Origin of the sequence: Methylomicrobium agile (genome assembly GCF_000733855.1) — a bacterium.
GTDB classification, from domain to species: Bacteria; Pseudomonadota; Gammaproteobacteria; order Methylococcales; family Methylomonadaceae; genus Methylomicrobium; species Methylomicrobium agile.
Window position 1 is genome coordinate 3,399,288 of sequence record NZ_JPOJ01000001.1, and the last position, 16,428, is coordinate 3,415,715.

15 protein-coding genes are annotated in these 16,428 nt (G+C 52.8%); all 15 read left to right on the forward strand.

All coding sequences use genetic code 11. The features are described from left to right. Window positions 1-331: 331 nt before the first annotated feature. The 15 genes from CC94_RS0115995 to CC94_RS0116065 all read left to right on the forward strand — a co-directional run bounded on the left by CC94_RS0115995 (window position 332) and on the right by CC94_RS0116065 (window position 16,403). Window positions 332-820 (forward strand): chemotaxis protein CheW, encoded by a 489-nt coding sequence (locus CC94_RS0115995; protein ID WP_005371439.1) that lies wholly within the window; start codon window positions 332-334, stop codon window positions 818-820. Window positions 821-888: 68 nt separating this feature from the next. Next, window positions 889-3,189, forward strand: coding sequence for a methyl-accepting chemotaxis protein (locus tag CC94_RS25105; protein ID WP_005371440.1), 2,301 nt, complete (start codon window positions 889-891; stop codon window positions 3,187-3,189). A 183-nt stretch (window positions 3,190-3,372) separates the two neighbouring features. Then, window positions 3,373-4,251: a CheR family methyltransferase gene (locus CC94_RS0116005; protein WP_005371442.1), complete on the forward strand. Its 879-nt coding sequence runs from the start codon at window positions 3,373-3,375 to the stop codon at window positions 4,249-4,251. A 6-nt stretch (window positions 4,252-4,257) separates the two neighbouring features. Then, window positions 4,258-4,845: a chemoreceptor glutamine deamidase CheD gene (cheD, locus tag CC94_RS0116010; protein WP_005371445.1), complete on the forward strand. Its 588-nt coding sequence runs from the start codon at window positions 4,258-4,260 to the stop codon at window positions 4,843-4,845. 255 nt (window positions 4,846-5,100) lie between these two features. Then, window positions 5,101-6,573, forward strand: a complete 1,473-nt coding sequence (locus CC94_RS0116015) for a sigma-54 dependent transcriptional regulator (RefSeq protein ID WP_005371448.1) — start codon at window positions 5,101-5,103, stop codon at window positions 6,571-6,573. A 476-nt stretch (window positions 6,574-7,049) separates the two neighbouring features. Beyond that, the gene (gene fliE / locus CC94_RS0116020; RefSeq protein WP_005371450.1) at window positions 7,050-7,367 is read left to right on the forward strand and encodes a flagellar hook-basal body complex protein FliE; all 318 of its coding nucleotides are present in this window, start codon (window positions 7,050-7,052) and stop codon (window positions 7,365-7,367) included. A gap of 24 nt (window positions 7,368-7,391) precedes the next feature. Next, window positions 7,392-9,170 (forward strand): flagellar basal-body MS-ring/collar protein FliF, encoded by a 1,779-nt coding sequence (fliF, locus tag CC94_RS0116025; protein ID WP_031431553.1) that lies wholly within the window; start codon window positions 7,392-7,394, stop codon window positions 9,168-9,170. Beyond that, on the forward strand, window positions 9,163-10,170 hold the full coding sequence (gene fliG / locus CC94_RS0116030; protein ID WP_005371454.1) for a flagellar motor switch protein FliG: 1,008 nt from the start codon (window positions 9,163-9,165) through the stop codon (window positions 10,168-10,170). Before fliF ends, fliG begins: the two co-directional genes overlap by 8 nt. After that, window positions 10,154-10,888: a flagellar assembly protein FliH gene (gene fliH, locus CC94_RS0116035; protein ID WP_031431554.1), complete on the forward strand. Its 735-nt coding sequence runs from the start codon at window positions 10,154-10,156 to the stop codon at window positions 10,886-10,888. Before fliG ends, fliH begins: the two co-directional genes overlap by 17 nt. Before the next feature lie 5 nt (window positions 10,889-10,893). Then, window positions 10,894-12,252, forward strand: a complete 1,359-nt coding sequence (gene fliI, locus CC94_RS0116040; protein ID WP_031431555.1) for a flagellar protein export ATPase FliI — start codon at window positions 10,894-10,896, stop codon at window positions 12,250-12,252. A 3-nt stretch (window positions 12,253-12,255) separates the two neighbouring features. Then, a complete protein-coding gene (gene fliJ, locus CC94_RS0116045; protein ID WP_031431556.1) occupies window positions 12,256-12,693 on the forward strand; it encodes a flagellar export protein FliJ in 438 nt (145 codons plus the stop codon). 87 nt (window positions 12,694-12,780) lie between these two features. Further along, window positions 12,781-14,718 (forward strand): flagellar hook-length control protein FliK, encoded by a 1,938-nt coding sequence (locus tag CC94_RS22490; protein WP_169740967.1) that lies wholly within the window; start codon window positions 12,781-12,783, stop codon window positions 14,716-14,718. 93 nt (window positions 14,719-14,811) lie between these two features. Continuing rightward, window positions 14,812-15,510, forward strand: a complete 699-nt coding sequence (gene flgA, locus CC94_RS0116055; protein WP_245619770.1) for a flagellar basal body P-ring formation chaperone FlgA — start codon at window positions 14,812-14,814, stop codon at window positions 15,508-15,510. An 84-nt stretch (window positions 15,511-15,594) separates the two neighbouring features. Next, window positions 15,595-15,906 (forward strand): flagellar biosynthesis anti-sigma factor FlgM, encoded by a 312-nt coding sequence (gene flgM, locus CC94_RS0116060; RefSeq protein WP_005371464.1) that lies wholly within the window; start codon window positions 15,595-15,597, stop codon window positions 15,904-15,906. Window positions 15,907-15,908: 2 nt separating this feature from the next. Next, window positions 15,909-16,403, forward strand: coding sequence for a flagella synthesis protein FlgN (locus tag CC94_RS0116065; RefSeq protein WP_005371466.1), 495 nt, complete (start codon window positions 15,909-15,911; stop codon window positions 16,401-16,403). Window positions 16,404-16,428: the final 25 nt, after the last annotated feature.

Genomic DNA, 16,428 nt, shown 5'->3' on the forward strand with positions numbered 1-16,428 from the left:
GAGATGGCTAAATTGCCCCATTCCGTCAGGCTTATTGACGTAATGGGTTTGGGCGCCCAGCTTTTTGTCCCATAGATTCCTTTTATTGCCGGGATGGTTCCGCATGTTCTGGTCTTAAGAATTCCGCATCACTTTTGATATAAAAAAATTACAATAACGGTTTGACTTGCTGCTTCGTTTTACTATGCTTAAGTAAAACTGTAGTGCTGGCAGGAAGGGAGCCTTAGGGCAAAGATTCTTGAATCCGCCGAAAGTTGACCGATGCGGATACACTACACCATTTTTGAAATTCGATATTAAATATTCACAATATTAAGAATCGGGGTTATTTATGCAAGACAATCAGAAGCCCGGCGGGGCTGCATCTACCGGCAGGGAGTATCTGGCCTTCAAACTGGGCGATGAAGATTATGGAATCGATATTCTTAAGGTTCAGGAAATTCGCGGCTATGAAACGGTCACTAAGATTGCCAATACTCCGGATTTCATCAAGGGCGTAATTAACTTGCGCGGCGTCATAGTGCCCATTGTTGATATGCGCATAAAATTCCAATTGGGGAATGTGGAATACAACCCGTTTACAGTAGTGATCGTTTTAAATGTCTGCGGCCGAGTGATTGGTATGGTGGTTGACGGTGTATCCGACGTAATCGAATTGACGCCTGAGCAAATTCATTCCACGCCGGAATTGGGGGCGAGCATTGATACTCAATATATCATCGGGTTGGGCTCGATCGATGAGCGTATGATAATTCTGGTGGATATCGAGCAACTCATGTCGGCCAAAGATATGGCTCTAGTTGAAAGAGTTGCGGCTTAATAATTAAGTTCAATCATAAAACAGCAATAAATAATAATTTCGCTAATTGGTAAGATAGAGGCATCAAAATGGCATTATTACTCAGTAAAGCGGTGAAATCCCGCATTGACGAGGCAGTGAAAATCATCGATAAAATGAAGGATGGTGATTTTACTGGCGATATCGAAACAACGGGCAGTGATGTCGTCGCTCCTCTTATGAAGGCATTGAAAAATAGTCAGGTTACGCTTGAGCGTCGGATATTGGAAAGCCGTCGAGCTATGGACAGGAACGTCGAGCAGGCGGTCCATTTTCATAGAATGCAAACAGCTCTCGATACCGTGACCTCTTGCGTGATGATGGCCGACAAGGATCGCAATATCATTTATATGAATCCTGCGGTAATTCAAATGCTGAAAAATGCGGAGGCCGATCTTCGCAAGGTGTTTCCCGGTTTTGACACTCATCGCCTGATCGGCACAAATATGGATATTTTTCATAAAAATCCGGCGCATCAGCAGCGGATTTTAGGCGAGTTAACGGGCATTCATAAGGCGCAGATTACCGTTGGCGCCCGTATTTTCAGTTTAACGGCCAGCCCTGTTATCGATGAGAATGGGAGTCGTCTAGGCTCTGTTGTCGAATGGGTAGACCATACCTCGGAAATGCTTTTCTTTAAGCAGATTGACGAAATTGTCCACAGTACCGTCAATGGCCTTTTATCGGTCCGGGCCAAACCGGAAGAACTGGAAGAGGGTGAACATAAAAAAATACTGGAAGGGATTAATAAGGTACTGGAAGCGCTGATTAATCCTATAACGATGACGGCTCGATATATTGGAGATATTTCTCAAGGCAATATCCCTGAGCGGATTACGGATGAGTATAAGGGAGATTTCAATACCCTCAAGAAAAATCTCAACGTCAGCATAGGTGTTCTCAACGGCCTTCTCACCTGTCAACAGCTCATGTCGGAGGAGCATGGCAATGGCAATATCGATTGGATGATCGACGTCGAGCGTTTCAACGGGGTCTATAAAACCGTCGTGCAGCGTATCAACGAAATGGTCAGTGGCCATATCGAGATGAATATGAAGGCGATGGAATGCATTAAGGAATTCGGCGAAGGTAATTTCGATGCGCCACTGGAAAAGTTTCCCGGTAAGAAAGGGTTTGTCAACGAAACGATCGAACAGGTGCGCGCCAATCTCAAGGCACTGATCGTGGATACCGATTCGCTGGTTCAAGCCACTTTGGAAGGGCGGTTGGATACTCGCGCCGACGTGTCTCGGCACCAGGGCGGCTATCAGCGCATCGTTAAGGGAATTAATGACACGCTGGATGCTATCGTGGGGCCCATCAATGAAGTGGTCTGGGTAATGGGCGCGCTGGCAAAAAGGGATTTGACTGAAAAAATTACGACAAATTACCAGGGTACTTTTGCCAGGTTATGCGATAACGTCAATGTCTCGGTAGATAATCTGGCTCAGGCTGTCTTGACCATCAGAGAGGCTACCGATTCAATTCATACGGCGGCAAAGGAAATTTCCGCCGGTAATGCCGACTTGTCGCATCGCACGGAACAGCAGGCTGCCAGTCTTGAAGAAACGGCTTCCAGCATGGAGGAGCTTGCTTCCACGGTAAAACAAAATGCCGAGAATGCCAAGCAGGCGAACCAAATGGCGCTGTCGGCCGCAGACGTCGCCGTTAAAGGCGGCGGTGTCGTGCAGCAAGTGGTCGATACGATGCATGCGATCAACGAAAGCTCCCGTAAGATTGTCGACATCATCAGCGTGATCGACGGGATTGCTTTACAGACCAATATATTGGCGCTCAATGCCGCGGTGGAGGCGGCACGCGCCGGTGAACAAGGCCGCGGATTTGCCGTCGTGGCCAGTGAGGTACGTAATCTGGCTCAGCGTTCGGCGGCAGCTGCAAAGGAAATCAAAGCGTTGATCAGCGATTCGGTGGAAAAGGTCGAAGATGGTAGCCAGCAGGTGCTCGAAGCGGGCAAAACAATGGATGAGATTGTTTCCTCGGTGAAGCGGGTGACCGATATCATGTCGCAAATTGCCTCTGCGTCCGTAGAACAAAGCTCCGGTATCGAACAGGTGAATACCGCAGTAGCCCAGATGGATGAAGCGACTCAGCAGAACGCGGCGCTTGTCGAACAAGCCGCAGCGGCTGCGGAGTCATTGGAGGAGCAGTCGTTAACGCTATCGGAAACGGTGAGTCAATTCCGCCTCGACACTTCATCCGCAAGCCGATTTACCCCTTCCTCGCCGCGTCCTGCGGCGAGTTTGTCATCCGCTTATAAACCTTCGGCCCGGTTAACTGCCGGCAGCGTCAAGTTGAATCAAACCCATGCCGATGAGTGGACGGAATTTTAGCCGAGAAGCATCGCATCGGGCGCTATACATTGACTGAAGGTTCTAATTTTTATCTATCGATGCCGAGGGACGGTTTTAAACCGCCCCTCCTGTCTGGGTTCAGCCATTCATAGGGCAAGATCATTTCCGAAGCCTGTACGGGTTAAATAATGCAACTTCATTTTCAGTCAGGATCAGAGCAAGATGAGCAAACAAGAGCAAAAGGAGTTTTTATACACAAAGGAAGATTTTGAACGGATTCGGACCATCCTTTATCAGCACAGCGGCATCAAGCTCAACGATAGCAAACAGGAAATGGTCTACACGCGGCTAGGGCGCCGATTGCGGGCTACCGGTTTAAAAACCTTCAAAGAATACCTGATCAGGGTGGAACGGGATCAAGGCGAGGAGTGGGAAGCCTTCATTAACTCGCTCACGACCAATCTTACGGCGTTTTACCGTGAACCCCATCATTTTCCGATTCTCAAGGAACATGTGCTGAGCCTGTCAAAGCGGCCCATCCGTTTGTGGTGCTCGGCCTCGTCGACCGGAGAGGAGCCTTATACCATGGCCATGACCGTGGTGGAAGCTTTCGGCGCCTTTAATCCTCCCGTGGAGATTATCGCCACCGACATTGATACGAACGTCTTGAGTAAGGCCGAAGCCGGCATCTATCCAATAGAACGGGTGGAAAAGCTGCCCAGGGAAACGCTCAAGCGCTTCTTCCTGAAAGGCTCTGGAAATAATGACGGGTATGTTCAGGTACGGAAAGAACTGCGCGACTTGGTCAGTTTCAGAAGGCTTAATTTGCTGGATGAACATTGGCCTATCGGGGGAGGCTTCGATGCTATTTTCTGCCGTAATGTCATGATTTATTTCGATAAGCCAACCCAATACAAAATTCTCAAACGCTTCGCCCCAAAACTGGAAGCAAACGGACTGCTGTTCGCCGGTCATTCGGAAAGCCTGCATCACGCGGCGGATATCTTCAAATTGCGAGGCAAGACCGTTTACGAACTTGCCTCGTCTGTGCGTCATTCAAAGGCTGCATTGCCGTCAAACCCTCTTCATAATTCAATTTAAGGATTCATGTCCGAATTTTTTTCAGACGACGAGGTACCGGCTCCCAATTTTTATTATGACAATTATTTTGATATTGATGCGGTCAAGATTGTACCCGGCGAATATTATGTCACTGCTCGCCCCATCCTGATCGTAACCGTATTGGGATCGTGCGTAGCGGTCTGCGTTCGCGACCGGGAAAGCGGTATCGGCGGAATGCATCATTTCATGTTGCCGCCTCGGAGAAAGGACGGAGAGTCGGGTTACGATTCGACTGATTACGGCAACCGTGCCATGGAGGTTCTGATCGATCATCTGCTCGGGATGGGCGCGCGCTATGAAAATCTTGAAGCCAAATTGTTCGGCGGCGGCGATCCATTCAGAAACGACAGGCTGGATAACCTGGGGCGGCGTACCGCCGACTTTATACGCAGCTACCTGAAGCTCAAAGCGATACCCATCGTCGCCGAAGATTTATATGATCGCTATCCGCGTAAAATCTATTTTTTTCCGGAGCAGGGCAAAGTCATGGTCAAGAAACTGATAAGGCTCCATAACGCCACTCTTATCCAGCGCGAGGAAGCATACGTTAATCGCCTGTTGCATGGAGAATGAGACCGGGGAGTGCAATGAACTCGCTCAGGCGACGCCTTTTTAAAAAGGCGGCCTTATTTTCTATCGCATTTTCTTTCGCGAACGGTGCCGGTCTTTTTTCTGTTCAATATGAATGATGATCTTATCCGGCTATAATTAAAAGTCTTGCCTGGCAATAGGCCACTTCGTCCGCTGCTGTAGCCGAGTTATTTATGATTCGGAGTTTGTGATAGATGGCTTCTCTGAGGGTTTATACTTGAGTACGAGTGTGGAAATATGGTTTTGCCGAGAATTTTAGTCATCGACAATAACGCGACAAGATCCCAGCAGCTTGAAGTCATCTTTACATTTATGGAATATCAGGCAGTTTTTGCCGATGCTTCCGATTATGGGCCGATTACCGGACAGATCGAACAATACGCGGGTATTTTTGTTGGCGATGTCGATTCGCAGAAACGTGCGCTTGCGATCAAGGATATCGCGGCCCAGGCGGGAAAAATACCGCTTATTCTCCTAGTGGACAAAGGGGCCGTTGACGAGGTTCCGTCTGCGATCGACAAAATGGTCCATCAGATATTGGAATGGCCCATTACGCACGCCGGCTTAAAGCGCGTCACTGACAAGCTCTTTACCGCTTTCTGGCAGGAAATCGGGCTCAACAATCCCCACTCGGACCGTAGAGCCTACGATCGCCGTTCGTCATCGGTTGCGCGGTTGCAGGGCAATAGTCCGGCGATCGTCAATGTTCGAAAACTCATCGATCAGGTTGCGGATTCGGATGCCACTGTTTTGATTCTTGGCGAATCGGGAACCGGCAAAGAAGTCATCGCCCGGTCATTGCACGACGCTTCCCTTCGAAGATCAAAGCCGTTCGTGCCGATTAATTGCGGTGCGATCCCCGGCGAATTGTTGGAAAGCGAGCTGTTTGGCCATGAGAAAGGGGCTTTTACAGGCGCCTTGAATGCCAGGGTGGGGCGCTTCGAACTGGCGGAGGGCGGCACGCTTTTTCTGGACGAAATCGGCGATATGCCCCTGGCGATGCAAGTCAAGTTGCTGAGAGTCCTGCAGGAACGGACATTCGAGCGGGTGGGCAGCAGCAAGGCCATACATTGTGATGTCAGGATTATTGCCGCTACGCATCGGCACCTTGAGAACCAGATCAAAGAAAACCGTTTTAGGGAAGATTTGTACTATCGCCTGAACGTCTTTCCTATCGAAGTTCCTTCATTAAGGCATCGCCCGGAGGATATTCCTCTCTTAGTCAAGGACATCACCGGCAGAATGGAAGCTTCAAACCGGGGCACGGTCAGATTGAGCAATGCGTGCATGGCGGCATTGATGCGGTATGAATGGCCCGGTAATGTCCGCGAGTTGGCGAACCTGATCGAGCGGCTGGCTATTATTTATCCCGGGGCAGTGGTTAATGCCGCCGACCTGCCGGAAAAATTTCAGCGTTTTGCCGATCTCTCGGGCGCAGTCGTGGCCGATCCGGAAGAAGTAGAGGAAAGCGGCGAATTGGCGGAGCCTACGGAAGCGGATAAGGTTTTGGAAAATGTCATGAAAGGCGAGGGCGTGTCTTTGCCCGAGCAAGGTATCGATCTCAAAAAATATCTGGATACGATGGAAAGCCATTTGATTCGTCAAGCGCTGGAAGAAAGCAATGGCATTGTGGCGCACGCGGCCAAGCGGTTGAATCTTCGCCGTACTACGCTCGTTGAAAAGTTACGCAAGCTGGACTTGCAGTTTTAAGCTGTTTCCGGGCTCGTTTCTCGAACCGGGGCGGATCCTGAGTCTCGATTCCCTTCTCCCGCTTTCCTCCCTGCGGCTGGGTTGCAACGGCAACCGAGCGATGCATTGGCAAGCGCGCATTCTTTTTTCTTTCCCGCTTTGTTTGCAGAGTTTGTGTGCGCTCGATTTACAAAAGCGGCTTTTGTCAAAATTTTGACGATGGCAGGAAATGCAGTGGTACTCCGGGTAGGCGCCATCCCTTTTAATCGCCATGCGGCAACGGCCCGAAAGATATGCGTTGGCATTCACTTGACGGATTTAATTGGGAAATATCGGATAACGCACCGAAAGCCGGCTGCCGTTCCTCGGCGTAGAGCAGAGAGATGTAGCAGAATTGGCATCAATCATGCATAAAGTTAGGGCGGTGAAATTAAATTGTCCGGGCATCGGACTTTTCTCCTTTGTCAGCCGGTGCCGATAAATCGATAGGAAATGCCATGAACGATATGAACATAAACCGTATGTTGGCCGAGATGCGGGCAATGTCTCTCGAAGCCGGAAATCGAGTGCAGGAAACAGGCAACGGCGGTAACACGGATTTTTCGGCATTGCTGAGGCAGACCATTGATTCCGTCAACGCCTCCCAACAAACCGCGCGCACCATGGCGGAGACGTTCGAAACCGGAGAGTCCGGCGCCAGTCTGGCGGAAGTCATGCTGGCTTCGCAAAAGGCGAGCGTTTCGTTTCAAGCCATGCTGCAGGTCAGAAACAAACTTGTGGACGCCTATAAAGACGTAATGAACATGCCGATATAATTCATGCGGCAAAGCGACTGAAAAATGAGCGTGCAAAACGGTAATAATTTAATGAATGCCGGGACTCAAGATCTAACGAACGCCGGTGTTCAAGGCGCGTTGGCGGTAACGGGCAATGCCCATCCTGTCATGCAAGGTCTGGCCGGGCTGCCGCTAACGCGTCAGATCGGTTTGATGCTCGGGCTGGCGCTCAGCGTGGCAGTGGGCGTTGCGGTCGTGCTCTGGTCGCAAGCACCTTCTTACGGCTTATTGTTTTCGGAAGTCGGCGATAAGGATGCTTCTGAAATTCTGGAAATTCTTGAGTCGGAAGGCGTCAAGTACCGGGTAGAGTCCGGATCCGGAGCGATCATGGTGCCGGCCGATAAAGTTCATGAGCTAAAGCTCAAGCTGGCGTCTCAGGGACTGCCCAAAAGCAAGAGTCTGGGCTACGATTTACTGGATAAGGACCCCGGCTTCGGAACGAGCAAGAGTGTCGAGGCGCTCCGCTTTCAACGGGCTCTCGAAGGCGAAATCGCGCAAACCGTCATGTCGATCCAGAATGTAAAATCGGCGAGAGTATTATTGGCAATGCCTCAGCAGTCGGTGTTCGTCAGAGACCGTAAAAAACCGAGCGCTTCGGTCATGGTCAATCTGTACCAAGGCAGATCGCTGGATAAAGAGCAAATTCAATCGATCGTCCATTTGGTGGCCTCCAGCGTTCCATTGCTTGAAGCGGAGCAAGTGACGGTCGTGGATCAGAAAGGGCAGTTATTGAACAGCAAGGATTCGTCGTCGGAAGTTTATCTCGCCTCCAGGCAGTTGGAATACAAAAAAAATATCGAAGAGCATCTGATGGAACGGATAGCCAATATTTTGACGCCTCTGGTCGGTTCCAACGGCATGCGCGTCCAGCTTTCCGCAGATGTCGATTTCACGCAAACCGAAAAAACGCAGGAAATGTTCAACCCGGACGGTTCGGTCTTGAGAAGCGAACAAGCGGCGGAAGAAAAGAATACGCTGTCCGCGGTTCAAGGGGTGCCGGGGGCGTTATCCAACCAGCCGACGCCGGCGGGCACTGCGCCGGAAAAAGTGACGGCAGCGGATTCCCAAAAGAATGCGGCGAATACGGAAAACGGCTCCTTTTCCAAAAGCACCACCAGAAACTTCGAATTGGACAAGACCATTACCCATACCCGCATGGGAACCGGCGCTATCAGCCGCCTGACTGTCGCCGTGGTGGTGGACGACCGCCATACGGTGGGAAAGGATGGCAAAGCCGCCAATCAACCCTATACCGCCGACGATATTAACCGGCTCGGCGATTTGGTAAAGCAGACCGTGGGCTACGACAGTAAACGGGGAGATCAGGTGACGGTAACCAACGTCTCCTTCAATCCGAATGAAGAAATGGAAAGCCTGCCGGAAATTCCGGTTTGGGAACAAGTCTGGTTTGCGGAACTGATGAAGCAGCTGATTGCCGCGGCAACTATCCTGCTGCTGCTGTTCGGCGTATTGCGTCCCGCCGTGCGCGGACTTATAGGCCGCGTCGATGACAAAAAGGAGCCGGACAAGGCGGAGGCCGCGGCCGCGGCAAACAATGCTTCGGTGGACGGGAATCCTCCGGCCGATAAAGCCGTTCCCGAAGCCGTGCCGGCTGACGATCGAAGAGCGGAACATGCTGCGCTGGCGTCTGCCAGGGATGAGTTCTCGCTGTTGTCGGCGCCGCAGAGTTACGAAAGGCATATGGAATATGTGCAGAGGTTAGTGGATGAAAATCCGAAATTAGTGGTGCAAACGATTAAGGCGTGGATCAAAGATGAGTAGTCCCGAAGGCACTTTAACCGGCGTTGAACGCGCTTCCTTGCTGCTTTTTGCGTTGGGGCAAAAAAGGGCCGGCGAGATTATGAAATACCTGGAACCCAGGGAAGTAGAGTTGATCGGCGCCAACATGGTGTCGCTGAAAGGCATCTCACCGGAAATGGTGGATGCCGTGCTGGACGAATTTGTCGTTACCGTCAAAAAACAGACCGCCTTGGGGGTTGATTCGGAAGATTATATTCGAAGCGTCCTGACGCATGCTTTGGGTCCCGAAAAAGCGGAAATCATTATCGACAGAATATTGATCGGAGGCCGGTCGAAAGGCATTAACCAATTGAAATGGATGGATACGCGCTCGATAGCGGATCTGGTGCGCGGAGAACATCCCCAGATCGTCGCCAATATTCTGTCTTTGCTCGATGGCCAGCGGGCGGCGGATGTGATCATGTCCTTACCCGAAGAAGTGCGCCCGAACCTGCTGATGCGCATTGCCTCGCTGGAAGGCGTGCCGCTTGCCGCCTTGCGCGAACTGGATGAAATCATGGAAGAGCAATTGGAGGGCAACGAAAACATCAAATCTTCCTTTGTCGGCGGAGTCAATGTCGCTGCCAATATTTTGAATCACATGGATAGCCCCGTCAGTACCCTGTTGCTGGAGGAAATATCGGGAAGCAGTTCCGAATTGGCGCAAAAGATCCAGGATAAGATGTTTATTTTCGAAGATCTTGTCAATCTGGACGACAGGGGCATGCAAACGTTTCTACGCGAGGTGGCGGCGGACCGGCTGCTGCTGGCATTGCGCGGCGTCAGCGAAATACTGAAGAATAAAATCTTCAGCAATCTGTCCAAGCGCGCGGCGGATATGCTGCGCGATGACCTGGAAGCGGCGCCGCCTGCCAAATTGAGCGAAGTGGAGCAGGCGCAGAAAGAAATCTTGTTGATCGTCAGAAGCCTGGCCGAGTCGGGTGCGATTACATTCGGAGGCGGCGATGACAAACTCATCTAAAACGTCCGGATTTTCCCTGCCGGAAACGGAAACGTTCGAATTATGGAATCTGCCGGAAGTTTCGACTCCGGGTACGCGGGAGAAAGCCGAAGCGTCGGTTCTTGTTCCCGGCCGAACGCCGAAGTTGACGGTTGAGGAGATCGAAGCGGTTCAAAAGCAGGCGTATGAGGAAGCTTTTGCGCAAGGGAAACAGGACGGCTTTCGGCAGGGCTTCGATGAAGGCGTAAAAAAAGGCTTCGATGAGGGACTCACCGAAGGCATAAAAAAAGGCTATGATGAAAATCAGCACTTATTGCAGGAGCAGGCCGCGGAGTTTGCCCGGCTGATGGAGTCCTTGAGCGAACCGTTCAAAGTACTCGACGATGAAGTGGAAAAGGAGCTGGTCAAATTGGCGATCGCTATCGCCACCCAAATCATACGCAGGGAAATCAAAATGGACCCCGGGCAGATCATTGCCGCTGTCAAAGAATCGATCAAGATACTGCCGCTGTCTTCTCAGAAAATCTATTTGCATCTGCATCCGGACGACGCGGAATTGGTGCGCTCCGTACTGGCTCCGACGGAGCTGTCTCCCCCCTGGAATTTGATCGAGGATCCGTTGATTACCCGCGGCGGCTGCAAAGTCGATACCGAAGTTTCGCATATCGACGCTTCGATGGAAAATCGTTTGGCGTCCGTGATTTCGACGCTGTTCGGCGGCGAGCGGCAGGGGGATTGAAGCCGATGATTCCGGAAGCGAACCGGTCCGGGGTTTGGATCGACAGGTTAAAGCCTTACTCGCAAAGAATTGAGCAAACGCCCGGCCTGGTGGTTGAAGGAAAGCTGTCCCGGATGGTGGGGCTGACCCTGGAGGCCGTCGGATGCAGAGCGGCGATCGGTTCGCGCTGCCGAATCGAGATGAACGGCGGAAGAAAAATCGAGGCCGAGGTGGTCGGTTTTGCGGGTGAACGGGTCTTTTTAATGTCGGCGGGCGAACTGTATGGGCTGGAGCCGGATTGCCGCGTCATTCCGATGGGGGAAAACAGTCTGGCTAGCGTAGGCGCCGGCTTGCTCGGAAGAGTCTTGGACGGCGCGGGCAGACCGCTCGATAACAAAGGGCCTCTGAACGCGGATGCGCGCATTTCGCTCAACGGCACGACGATCAACCCCTTGACGCGAAAGCCGATCCGCACGCCGCTCGATGTCGGCGTCAGGGCGATCAATTCGATGCTCTGCGTCGGACGAGGCCAGCGCATGGGCTTGTTTGCGGGCACCGGCGTCGGAAAAAGCATCCTGCTCGGCATGATGACCAAGTTTACGGCGGCGGACATCGTGGTGGTCGGGCTGATCGGCGAGCGGGGGCGCGAAGTCAATGAATTCGTACAGAAGATATTGGGCGAAGAGGGGCTGAAGCGGGCCGTGGTCGTCGCCACGCCGGCCGACGACCCTCCCCTGATGCGGGTGCACGGCGCTTTGCTGGCGACCAGCATCGCGGAATATTTTCGCGATCAGGGGCAAGATGTGTTACTGCTGATGGATTCGTTGACCCGTTTCGCCCAGGCCCATCGCGAAATCGCTTTGGCGATCGGGGAACCGCCGGCTACCAAGGGTTATCCGCCCTCCGTCTTTGCCAAGCTGCCGCATCTGGTGGAACGGGCCGGTAACGGCAGCGAAGGCGGCGGCTCGATCACCGCTTTTTATACGGTGCTGACCGAGGGCGACGATAATAACGATCCGATCGCCGATTCGGCCCGGGGCGTGTTGGACGGCCATATCTTCCTGTCCAGAAATTTGGCCGAGTCCGGGCATTTTCCGGCGATCGATATCGAAGCCTCGGTGAGCCGCGTCATGCCCGATATCGTCGATAGCAGCCACATGAAGATGGCGCTGGAGGTCCGGCGTTTATACTCCATTTACCGGCAAAATCTGGATTTGATCAGCGTCGGCGCCTACCAGGCCGGCTCCGATCCGCGTATCGACAAGTCTATCGAAAAAAATCCGGCGATCCTGGAGTTTCTGAAACAGGATATGAACGAAGCGGTCAACGTGGAACGCAGCCTGAAAGAGTTGGAAATACTGTTGGAATTAAGAAATAAAGGATAAACGATGAAAAGATCCCAGCGTATCAAAGCGATTGTGGAGATCAAGGCAGTCCAGGAAAAAAACGCCCTGGAAGCGTTGGGCGCCTCTCGGAAGAAAATGCAGGAAATCGAAGCGCAATTGGAAAATTTAAAAAATTACCGGCGAGATTATCAGGAACGCTTCAATCGTTTGGGAGGCGAGGGCGCCAGTGCCGCCCGGTTGATGGAGTTCAGGTCGTTCATGGATAAGCTGGATACGGCGATCAGAGGCCAGGAACTTTCCCTGCAGGGAAGCCAGGCGGAATTCCGGGCGAAAAAGAAACACTGGGAAAATCGGCACAATCAGACGGCGAGTCTGCAGAAAGTTTGCGATACGGCGGTCGTGACGGAAAAGAAGCTCGATGACAAGATCGAGCAAGAGGAACAGGATGAATGGGCCACGAGATTCGTTATGGGCCGCTAAAGGCTGATCCGAAAAAGCGCCCGAAAATCGAAGGAAATCTTTGACAGAATTGGCAAGAGGGTGGTTATGAATATCGAGGGGAGTATATTGGCCTCCGTACTCCAGCCGGTGATTGCGGCTGACGGGAGTGGACAATCGTTGATCGATAACGGCCCCTCGACAGGGGGATTTGCGGACGCCTTGAGGGGACAGTTGGCGTCGTTGGGCGAGGCCAACGCGAAGGGGACGTTACCGCCGGGACAGTACGTTGCTCCGGTTGCGCTTCAACCGGCGAATCCGCCGGCTCGTTTTGCCGAATTTTCGGATCTGCCGGGCGACCGGCAATATGACGCGGCGGCCCTGCCGCCTTTGCCGGAGCCGATCGACCAGGCTTTGACACAGCCGGAAGCCGTCGATGTTGACTTGCCGGCCAATGCGGCTTTTCAGAACGGCCGAACCTCGGCGCAATCCACCGCCGGGGAGACGGGGGCCGGCGCAGCCGGCCAAGCGGCCGATCCCAAAGCCGCTCTGGAGGCGGTAACGGACAGCTTGAGTTACGGCGCGAAAGGAAATGCCGAAAGCGCACCGCTTCTTGCGCCGGAACATCCTGTAGAACGATACTCGCTAGAGCGGCAATCTGTTGCGGAGCATTCGGTAAAATCCGCTGTAGCCATGACGGCGACGACCGTGAAAACTGCCGGCGCAAGCAAAGGCAGCGATTCCGAGGTTTTGCCGGCGGTTCCGGCCTTGGCGCCTTCGCTTAGGCATCCGGATTCCGAAAAAATACCTCTTGCTCAGGCGGCCGACACCGGAGCGGGGGGCGATGACGCCTCGGCCCGGGAAATGCCGTTAGTCGAGGCTGTCGAACTCCGCCCGCAAACGGTCGAAACGCCGGCGGACCGTCAAAGTATCAGGCAGGATGGGGGGCAAAAGCCCGAAGATTCGGATAGAGACGGACCGGCCTATCCGGAATTTACGCCCAATCCGCAAAGTCCGGTCCAATCGGCAAAAAACGGGCCGTCAAACATCGAATCCGGCGAAGACGCCGGCAATAAGCCAAACCAGAGGGCGGTTCTACCCGAGACCGTCGAACAATTGCCCCGTCAAAAAATTGACCGGGCCGACTCTACGGTTCATGCGGGTAACGAAAAAAGGAAGGCACAAGATTCGGATAAAGACACCGACGATCCGGCGCAGGCTATACCCTCCATGACGGTATTGACGGCGACGCCCGTACCGCCTCAGCCTGTGTCCGCGGCTGCCGGCGAAGAAAAGAGCTTCGATGATTTCGTAAACGAAGACGCAGGGCGCAAAATATCGTCCCAACCTTTTATTAAGCCGTTGTTCGAAGAATTGAAACCGAACGGCGCAGGGACGCAGGCGGCACCCGAAGACGCCTCGAAGCAAGAGGGAGAATTTGGCCGGGTCGTCAAGGAATTTCAATTTCCGAATGTCGATCCCCCGGAAAAATCGCCACCTTCGAACGATGCGCATTCGAACGAAGCCGGCCTTTCCGCTCCGGATACGGACAACGTGCCGCCCCGCGGCATGGTGGAGGTTGCCCAATCTCATCGGCAGCCTTCCGAAAACAGGGCGGACATGCCGGCAATGACCAAGCCGATGCAGCATCCCGACTGGAACAAGGATTTGGGAGAACGGATTTTGTGGATGAACCATAAAGAATTGTCCGCGGCCGAAATCAAGTTGAATCCGGAGCATCTCGGGCCGATTTCGGTACGTATCGAAATGCAGAACGATCAGGCAACGATCGCGTTTACGGCGCAGCACGCCGCGGTGCGTGAGGTACTGGAAGCCTCCATTCCCAAATTGCGCGAAATGATGAACGAGCAGCAGCTCAATCTGACGGACGTCAATATTTCGCAAAATACGTCGTCGGGCCAACAGCAGCAACAATCCTCTTCTCAGCAGTCGCCGAAGCATTTCGAAGCGGGCGTTCAGCCGGCGGGGAGCATGGCCGAAGCGGGCGAAGAGCCGGAAAGCGGAGGTACCGTCGTCAATAAAGGATTATTGAATATCTATGCTTGATGTTCGCGGGAAGTTTGGGCCGTCAAAATGCGGAAAGCTTTGGCATTAAATGTGCTGAATAATTATCAAGTCATAAAACCGGCAAATTTTGCGATGAAGATTTTATATAGCCTATGCGTATTGGTCTGGATGTTGCTGAATCCGGCCAGGGCGGAACAGCCTTTGCAGTCCCATGAAAGCATTTATGAAACCGTAAAGGATTATATCGGGCAAAATATCAGCCCGATGTACGAATACGAGGTTAGCGTCGTTCCGATCGACAATCTATTGGCGTTATCCGCCTGTTTGGAGCCGCTGCAAGCCTATACCACGAGTGACTTGAGCAAAGCCTCGGGACGGGTTGCGGTAGGCGTACGCTGCAATTCGGGAAACAGATGGTCGATATTCGTCACCGCCCTCATCAAGTTTTATCAGGAAGTTCCGGTCCTGACGCAGCCCGTACAGCGTGGCGATATCATTACCCGGCAACACTTTACCTTCGAGAAAAGAGAAATCGCCCGGCTGAGCGACGCTGCCGCCGCCCAGCCCGAGCAGCTCGAAAACAAACAAGCCACGCGTTTTCTGCCGGCAGGAGTTGTTCTCAGTCCCCGAGCGGTTGCCGAGCCGATACTGATAAGAAGGGGGGAAAAAATCGCCATCACTTCCAGCCGGCCCGGCTTTGAAGTCCGAATGAACGGCCAGGCGATGATGGACGGCGCGCGGGGGCAAAAGATTCGGGTCAAGAACGAAAGTTCCGGGCGCGTCGTTAGCGCCGCCGTAGTGGAACCGGGGATCGCATCGGTCGATCATTAAAAGGCCTATCAAAAAAAACGTTAAAGTTTTACCATACCCTGCCGCTAAATTAGATATAGATAGAGCGGAATAGAGGTATTTGACATGGCCATAGAACCCATCGCCGGAAGACTTAGCAGTCTCGCCCCGGTTAAACCCGTCAAAAAGGCTGACGCCGACGATCAAAAGCAGGTGTCGGCCAAGACTGTCAAACATGAGGGCGATATTCCCGCCTCCACGGTTGTACGGGACTTTAAAAAAGCGGTCGAATTATCGCCCGCTTCCACCTTTGATGTGGATCGAATCAACGCGGTAAAGAAAGCGCTTGCCGAAGGCAAGTATCAGATCGATGCTGAAAAGATCGCTCAAAAAATGATTGAATTTGAAAAATTGTTGCCGCCGGATAAGGAGATTTGACCATGATAGAAAAAACATTTCCGCTCATCGAAAAACAGATCCTCAGTGTTCTGCCGTTGGTTGAATCACTCTATCGGCAGCTCAATCAAGAGGCCGAGAACCTGAAGCAGACGCCGCAAGCCGAACTGATCGGTTTTATCGCGAGCAACAAAAATCAGCTCGTCGAGCAGATGGAGCGGGTGAACCGGCAACTGGGCGAGTTATTGGCCCTGGAAAAGCTGCCCCATAATCGGGAAGGGATGTCGCTATGCCTTCAGCGTGCCGAAGCGGCGGGATTCTCTACCTCGGAAGCAACCCGCAGCTGGGCACAAGTCGTCCGGCTTTCCGCGGACTGTAAAGCGCTCAACGAACGCAACGGGGCATGCATCGATCTTCTGTCGCGCCATGCCAAGCGCTCTTTGCAGATTATTAAGGGCAAACCGCAAATTGGAAATACCTATGGGCCCGACGGCATTGCCAAAGCCGACTATTTGGGCCGCCCCCTCATATCGGTATAGTGCCAAAATTGTCGGCTCTTTTGAG

What these genes read in the sequence shown, in the direction of transcription:
- fliI (WP_031431555.1), top strand. Translation starts at nt 10,894, where the DNA reads ATGATTCCGGAAGCGAACCGGTCCGGGGTTTGGATCGACAGGTTAAAG.
- fliG (WP_005371454.1), top strand. Translation starts at nt 9,163, where the DNA reads ATGAGTAGTCCCGAAGGCACTTTAACCGGCGTTGAACGCGCTTCCTTG.
- CC94_RS25105 (WP_005371440.1), top strand. Translation starts at nt 889, where the DNA reads ATGGCATTATTACTCAGTAAAGCGGTGAAATCCCGCATTGACGAGGCA.
- fliE (WP_005371450.1), top strand. Translation starts at nt 7,050, where the DNA reads ATGAACGATATGAACATAAACCGTATGTTGGCCGAGATGCGGGCAATG.
- fliJ (WP_031431556.1), top strand. Translation starts at nt 12,256, where the DNA reads ATGAAAAGATCCCAGCGTATCAAAGCGATTGTGGAGATCAAGGCAGTC.
- CC94_RS0116065 (WP_005371466.1), top strand. Translation starts at nt 15,909, where the DNA reads ATGATAGAAAAAACATTTCCGCTCATCGAAAAACAGATCCTCAGTGTT.
- CC94_RS0116005 (WP_005371442.1), top strand. Translation starts at nt 3,373, where the DNA reads ATGAGCAAACAAGAGCAAAAGGAGTTTTTATACACAAAGGAAGATTTT.
- CC94_RS0115995 (WP_005371439.1), top strand. Translation starts at nt 332, where the DNA reads ATGCAAGACAATCAGAAGCCCGGCGGGGCTGCATCTACCGGCAGGGAG.
- flgA (WP_245619770.1), top strand. Translation starts at nt 14,812, where the DNA reads ATGAAGATTTTATATAGCCTATGCGTATTGGTCTGGATGTTGCTGAAT.
- cheD (WP_005371445.1), top strand. Translation starts at nt 4,258, where the DNA reads ATGTCCGAATTTTTTTCAGACGACGAGGTACCGGCTCCCAATTTTTAT.
- flgM (WP_005371464.1), top strand. Translation starts at nt 15,595, where the DNA reads ATGGCCATAGAACCCATCGCCGGAAGACTTAGCAGTCTCGCCCCGGTT.
- fliF (WP_031431553.1), top strand. Translation starts at nt 7,392, where the DNA reads ATGAGCGTGCAAAACGGTAATAATTTAATGAATGCCGGGACTCAAGAT.
- fliH (WP_031431554.1), top strand. Translation starts at nt 10,154, where the DNA reads ATGACAAACTCATCTAAAACGTCCGGATTTTCCCTGCCGGAAACGGAA.
- CC94_RS0116015 (WP_005371448.1), top strand. Translation starts at nt 5,101, where the DNA reads ATGGTTTTGCCGAGAATTTTAGTCATCGACAATAACGCGACAAGATCC.